This window comes from Bacteroidales bacterium (assembly GCA_014860585.1).
Classification (GTDB): Bacteria; Bacteroidota; Bacteroidia; order Bacteroidales; family 4484-276; genus RZYY01.
The window spans coordinates 22,589-29,273 of record JACZJL010000162.1; the positions used below are offsets into that span (position 1 = coordinate 22,589).

General features: G+C 43.9%; 8 protein-coding genes. 2 read left to right on the plus strand and 6 right to left on the minus strand.

The window, feature by feature from the left end; translation table 11 throughout:
• The first annotated feature begins 215 nt into the window (after window positions 1–215).
• Complete coding sequence (locus IH598_15910) at window positions 216–1,778, plus strand: serine hydrolase (protein ID MBE0640003.1); 1,563 nt, start codon at window positions 216–218, stop codon at window positions 1,776–1,778.
• Between the two features lie 200 nt (window positions 1,779–1,978).
• Complete coding sequence (locus IH598_15915) at window positions 1,979–2,362, plus strand: VanZ family protein (protein MBE0640004.1); 384 nt, start codon at window positions 1,979–1,981, stop codon at window positions 2,360–2,362.
• 79 nt (window positions 2,363–2,441) lie between these two features.
• On the opposite strand, the gene lpxB is transcribed toward IH598_15915, so the two are convergent.
• The 6 genes from lpxB to maf all read right to left on the minus strand — a co-directional run bounded on the left by lpxB (window position 2,442) and on the right by maf (window position 6,551).
• Complete coding sequence (gene lpxB / locus IH598_15920; GenBank protein ID MBE0640005.1) at window positions 2,442–3,566, minus strand: lipid-A-disaccharide synthase; 1,125 nt, start codon at window positions 3,564–3,566, stop codon at window positions 2,442–2,444.
• Window positions 3,567–3,570: 4 nt separating this feature from the next.
• Complete coding sequence (locus tag IH598_15925) at window positions 3,571–3,861, minus strand: hypothetical protein (GenBank protein ID MBE0640006.1); 291 nt, start codon at window positions 3,859–3,861, stop codon at window positions 3,571–3,573.
• A gap of 11 nt (window positions 3,862–3,872) precedes the next feature.
• Window positions 3,873–4,703 carry a 5'/3'-nucleotidase SurE gene (gene surE, locus IH598_15930; GenBank protein MBE0640007.1) on the minus strand — a complete coding sequence of 277 codons (831 nt, stop codon included), beginning with the start codon at window positions 4,701–4,703 and terminating at the stop codon, window positions 3,873–3,875.
• 13 nt (window positions 4,704–4,716) lie between these two features.
• On the minus strand, window positions 4,717–5,304 hold the full coding sequence (locus tag IH598_15935) for a DUF502 domain-containing protein (GenBank protein ID MBE0640008.1): 588 nt from the start codon (window positions 5,302–5,304) through the stop codon (window positions 4,717–4,719).
• Between the two features lie 174 nt (window positions 5,305–5,478).
• Window positions 5,479–5,781 carry a HigA family addiction module antidote protein gene (locus IH598_15940; GenBank protein MBE0640009.1) on the minus strand — a complete coding sequence of 101 codons (303 nt, stop codon included), beginning with the start codon at window positions 5,779–5,781 and terminating at the stop codon, window positions 5,479–5,481.
• 194 nt (window positions 5,782–5,975) lie between these two features.
• Window positions 5,976–6,551: a septum formation protein Maf gene (gene maf / locus IH598_15945; protein ID MBE0640010.1), complete on the minus strand. Its 576-nt coding sequence runs from the start codon at window positions 6,549–6,551 to the stop codon at window positions 5,976–5,978.
• Window positions 6,552–6,685: the final 134 nt, after the last annotated feature.

The window sequence follows — 6,685 nt, forward strand, 5'->3', positions numbered from 1 at the left end:
CCTGAAACTGAAAGGTATGCATGTAAAATTGTGGTTTTTATTGCCGAAGAATTCTGCAGCATCATATGGCCGGAGCAGCGCCTCGCATGATCTCCCTAAAAAAACCCAATAATGAGGTGCAGTTTGTTTTACCAGCAATAATCCCGTCAATTACTTTACTTTTGCAGGCATGTTGTACATCGTTATCTTTTTCGACTAATCAAATCTTTGACCTTATGAAATGCAGTGTTTATTTTTCTAAAGTCCTGGTTTTAATTGCTTTTCTGCTATTGATGGGCAATATCGTTATTGCTCAGCAGAAATCTTATGATCAAAAAATTGCCGAACTTGAACAATACTATACGAAAGCGCTTACCGACTGGGAGGTGCCCGGTATGGCCATTGCTATCGTTAAGGATGGCGACATCATTTTTGCCAAAGGATTCGGTGTAAAAAATATAAACACCGGGGAGCCGGTTGACAGTGAAACCCTGTTTCCTGTGGCCTCCAACACCAAAGCCATGACCGCTGCTGCTCTCGCCATCCTTGTTGACCGCGGCTTGATCACCTGGAATGATAAAGTGGTGGATCACATTCCATACTTCCAGCTCTACGATCCTTATGTCACCGCCAACATGACCATCCGCGACCTGCTCACCCATCGCTCGGGGCTGGAGACATTCAGTGGCGACCTGCTGTGGTATGGCGCCAACTATTCACGTGAAGAGGTCATTCGCAGGGCAAGGCATCTCAAGCCGGCTTTCGGTTTCAGGGAGCGATTCGGGTACTCCAACATCATGTTTATGACTGCCGGTGAGATTGTGCCTGCAGTGACCGGGGATAGCTGGGAAGAGTTCATCATGACAGAACTCATACAACCACTCGGGATGAAAAGAACCGTCCTTTCGACCAACGACCTGGTCACCATGACCAACGTGGCTACCCCACACACCGATTTCAACGAAAAGGTGATTGCCATTGAATACCTGAACTGGGACAATATGGGGCCGGCAGGCTCGGTGATCTCAAGCGCGAACGACATGTCGAAGTGGCTGTTGCTCCAGCTCAATCGTGGCGTGTGGAACGACGACACCCTCTTTACCCCTGCCCGAAGCCGGGAAATGTGGTCGTCACAAACCGTAATGAATATCTCCTCTTTTGCTGAAGTTCAATGGCCTTCAACCACTTTCAAATCCTACGGACTGGGTTGGGCGTTGAACAATTATCTTGGCAAAAAAATAGTGAGTCACAACGGCGGATATGATGGGATGATCTCTCAAACCTGCATGGTTCCGGATGAAAACCTTGGTTTTGTTATACTTACCAATAAAAATTCGAGCCTCTACTTCCCGTTGATGTACAAGACACTTGATGTATTCCTTGGGGGTGAAGACAACGATTGGAGCGCCATGATACTCGAACGGGTAAACAACAGCAAAAAGAGAGCAGAAGAGCAAAAGGCAAAACTTGCTGAAGAGCGTGTTAAAGAATCCGCTCCATCGCTGCCACTTGAAGATTATACCGGCAGCTACAGCGGAGAATTGTATGGAAATGCTGTTGTTGATCTCAACGGTCAAATACTGACTGTACAGTTTGAACCATCACCCATGTTTCTTGGTACACTGAAACACTGGCATTTCGACACCTTCGAGATCACTTTCGAAAATTTCCCGTCACTTCCATCAGGCTTTTGCACCTTTATCCTCGGTCATGACGGAAAAGTAGCTGAATTGAAAATCGATGTTCCCAATCCCGATTTTGATTTTACCGAACTTGAATTCAAGAAGATAGAGAAATAAATTCCCAACAGCTCGGCAATTTTCCATTCGTCATTGAATGTTGTGGAATGAATAACAACATATTGTTTTACAAAACTTTATAGATCCAGCGTATGAATCTTACCCTTGCAATCAATTACATTGTTGCTTAGTGCCTTTGAGTCTTAAACCATTCGTTTAGCTATTCTTAATGAACTGAAATCAAACAAAATACGAATCATTTGGCAAAGATGATAAAAACCATTACCACAAAATACCTTTTCCTGGCTTATTTCGTCGTAATCCTGCTGCTGGTTGTACTTCCACTGAACACCACTGAATCCCTGAACACGATTACTATCCTTCAGTTCCGCGGAGATTATTTCCTCCATGCTATAGCGTTTTCGGGTTGGGCACTTTTCGGGCAACTGATGAATAGAAAACTGGTCGTCTGGCTTATACTCGGGATAGCATTTGCCACACTCACCGAAGGGTTGCAGTATCTTCTACCCTACCGTGCCTTTAATATCAATGATCTCATTGCCAATACCATTGGTATTATTTCCGGCTTTGTAGTCTTTATCCCTGTTACAAGGTGGGTGTTAAAACGTAAAGCCAAAAAGTAATCATAAATGCTGATTTGCAAAACGATCAGAAAAAGATAGCGGTGAGTATATTATTCCTAAAATCGTGAATAATTTCCCCTCAACATCCCTGACACATTCTCTCCACAATCAATTTAGCTGTCAGTGCAGAAGCCCCCTTGAACCCCAATTTTTCGCGTAATAGCATGTAATCAGACCTGATCCTTGAGCGGGCGGGTTCACCGAGTATTTCAATTAATTCCTTTTTGATCATACCAGGGTTCATTTGGTCCTGGATAAGTTCTGTTACCACCTGCTTGTCCATGATCAGGTTGACAAGGGAGATATATTTGATATTCACTATCCTTTTGGCAATCTGAAAGGAGATCCAGTTTCCTTTATAACAAACCACCTGAGGAACGTCCATCAGCGCAGTTTCGAGGGTGGCTGTGCCCGAAGTGACAAGGGCTGCAGCAGCATTGTGCAACAAATCATGGGTTTGATTAAAAATGATCCTTACTGAATGATCGGTAATGAACGCTTTGTAAAAGTCTTCCAAAATGGCAGATGCTCCCGCAACAACGAATTGGTAGTCAGGGAAATCATTTTTTACCGAAAGCATAACGGGAAGCATAGTCGAAATTTCCTGTTCACGACTGCCCGGCAGCAGGGCGATGATTGGCCTTTTGTCGAGCAGATGATGATTTCTGAAGGTTCCGGGATCTGTAAGGTTGTTCTTTTCATTTTCGATGGCATCGAGCAAAGGATGTCCGACAAAGTCAACATCCACGCCATGCCTGGCATAAAAATCCTTCTCGAAGGGTAAAATAACAAACAATCTTTCGACAAATTTGCGGATTTTCCTTACCCGCGATTTCTTCCATGCCCAAACCTGTGGTGAAATATAGTAAAAGACCCTGATTCCGTGTTTGTGGGCAAATTCAGCAATCCTCAGGTTAAAACCGGGGTAATCTATGAGAATGATTGCATCAGGCCGGTAGGTGAGAATATCATTTTTACAGAACCGGAAATTATAAAGTATGGTGCTGAGGTTGGCCAGTACTTCATAAAAACCCATAAAAGCCAATTCTCTGTGGTGCTTCACGAGTTCCCCCCCCTCGTTTCTCATCCTGTCGCCACCCCACACCCTGAAAAGGGCTGTAGGATTCAATTTGGTAATTTCCCTCATCAGGTTTGCAGCATGAAGGTCGCCCGAAGCCTCACCGGCAATGATGTAGTACTTCATTTGCTTAATTGTAAAAAATGAAAAATACCAAAACCAGTAAAAATGTCACAACCAGGATGGCAATACCGGATTTTTCCTGTTTTACACCAACCAGGTAATATCGCAGCCAGAGTAAATTGCCGGCAAGGGAAAGTAACATCAATTTGTGCCCTGGCTGCCCAAAAGTACCTGAAATAAAGGGGATTACTTCGAGGAGCCATTGAAATAAAGGGTAAAGAAGTGCAGGTGTAATCAGCCCTAAGGCTACACCAAACAGGTAGGAATCTTTTCCAAAGAAATGATGAAACTGCTTCATCGAAATTTGGGTTAATCTTGATTTAGACCAGCCGGTGTGCTTTCCATCACCGGCCTGGAATTAAGCCTGGCTTTAAAATCAAAAGACTGGACTGCCGCCATGGCTTCATAACTTGTCAGGTCGAATTTCATCGGAACCACTGACACGTAATTTTGCTCCATGGCTCTGGTATCTGTGCCCTCCTTATGATCGGGGTTGCTGAAAACACCGGTGATCCAGAAATAGTCCCGTCCCCGCGGGTCGGTACGTTCGTCGAAACGCTCCTTCCAGGAACCCAACGATTGCCGGCACACCTTGACTCCCTGCAGCGGCTTGTTACTGTTCACCGGGAAATTGACATTAAGGCAGGTGCCTTCGGGCAGCCCTTTTTCCAACACCTCACGGGCAATGATTTCCACATACTCTTCAGTGTGCGAAAAATCCGCATTCGCTTCATAATCATCCAGTGAAAAACCGATAGCGGGTATTTTATCAATAGCGGCCTCAATCACAGCGGCCATAGTTCCAGAGTAAACAACATTGATGGATGCATTGGAACCGTGGTTAATACCCGACACCAGCAGATCGGGAGTACGCCGGAGAACGATCTGCACACCCAGTTTCACGCAATCTACAGGGGTTCCGTTGCAACGATACTCCTGGTAGCCCTCTTCCTTATAAACCGAAGAGACCCTCAGCGGCATCGATACGGTGATGGCATGTCCCTGGCCTGATCTTGGCCGGTCGGGCGCAACCACAACCACATCACCGAGTTTCCTCATCACTTTGATTAATGTACGCAACCCCGGGGCTGTAATACCGTCGTCGTTGGTAACCAATATGGTTGGTCTTTTCTTCTCCATTTTACATTCAAATTTAAATCTTTGTAACTCCGGCAGAGATGATATATTTCATCACTTCGGTGGCTGATGCATCAATTTTTGTAACATTTTTTGCCGGAACAATGAACAGGTTTCCCGACCAGGCGTAAGAATGGGGCAGGTAAACCGCTATTTTATTTTCCGAAATACCGATCATGCTGAGGTCTTCATCTGTTATAAAACCGATCTTTTCGATACTTCCGTCGGCACTTACCTTAACAAGCACCGGCTGATTAAATCTGCGCTTTTGCCCAACAAAGGCAGCAATCAGGTCTTTCACCGAAGTGTAGATGATTTTGATAAAAGGGGTACGGCTCAGCATCTTATCGAAATACATTGCCAGCGGCCTGAAAAGGAAAGATTTCCCAAGGTAGCCTACCAATGTGATCATAGCAAGCACGGTGATCAATCCCAGTCCGGGTATCGAAATTTCAAGGTATTCCTCGATGTGCTTATACAGCAGTCCATCCACCCAAACGAACATCACCCAAACAGAGTACACCGTAATAACAACCGGGCCCGTAAAAAGCAATCCCTGGAAAAAGTATCTGAGTAAACGTTTGTAAATGCTATTCCTTTCCATAATCAATGTTTGTATTTCATTTCATCATTCCAAACAACAGTAAGCCTGAAATGTTGGCTTTTGTGGAAAAATTGTTTATTGAAAAAGTTGGCGGGCGCCCTTCATGGTATACTCCTGATCATGTTCATGATAAACCACCATTTGACAGCCTGATTTCATCAAGGTTGAGGCGCTTTATAATGGCTCGCTAAAATGAATTCGCTTAATTCGTTTAAACAATTCTAATTTACTCTTCTTTTCCTCTTCAATGTCGTAGTCATCTTGCAGTCCAAGCCAAAATTTTGGACTGTTACCAAAGTATAAACTTAGTCTTAGTGCTGTGTCTGCGGTTATACTTCTCTGTCCTTTCAAAATCTGAGAAATTCGTGTCTGAGGAATTTCAGTATCCTTTGATAACCGGTATGCTGTTATATTCATAGGAATCAGAAATTCTTCATTTAAAATTTCGCCCGGGTGCACATTTTGTAATTTTTCCATAAATTCCTCCATTTCTTAATGATAATCAACAATTTCTACTGATTCTGCGTGATTAGCTTCCCATTTAAAAATAATTGAGGAGTCAATCTTAATACTTACCCCAATTCATTGATATTATTGAAGTTGATCAAACATTCTTTGTGTTACTCTGTGCCTTCTCTGTGTTACTCTGTGATAAAGATCTAAATGTCTTCTCAAAATTCCTCTAATTCCTTGTAAAGCCTTGCTGTAGGCAATCCCACGACATTAAAATAGGAGCCGTCAATTCTCTCGATTCCCACAAACCCGATCCACTCCTGGATTCCATAGGCGCCGGCTTTGTCAAAGGGTTTGTAATTGTCAACGTAAAAACTGATGTCATCATCGGAAAGCTTCTTAAAAACGACATCCGTGGAAACGGTGAATGAAGTCATTTTCTCCAATGATCTCAAAGCAACACCTGTAATCACCTGGTGCTTCTTTCCCGAGAGCTTCCGTAACATTTCAATGGCATGACTGCGATCCTCCGGTTTGTTCATGATTTCACCGCCAAGACACACGATCGTATCGGCGGTGATCAGCAATTCACCCACACTCAATTCGTCAGGCTCAAATGCCATCGCTTTCTTCTCGCAAAGGTAGCGGGCAACTTCATCGGGGGTCAGCCCATCAGGATAATTTTCATCAACAGGTTTTATCCTGATCCGGAAATCAATTCCCATCAACTTCAACAACTCCTGCCTGCGTGGAGAGTTGGATGCAAGGACAATTTTGTATTTGGTGAATTGCATTATTTATCCATAAAGACCTGTCAGGTTTTTGAAACCTGACAGGTCTGTTTTTAATTCAACATTTCTTTAATGTTTTCCATTTTCCCGTCATTTGCTGCCGGCTGCAGTCCAAGAAGTTCTGCCATCAGCACATA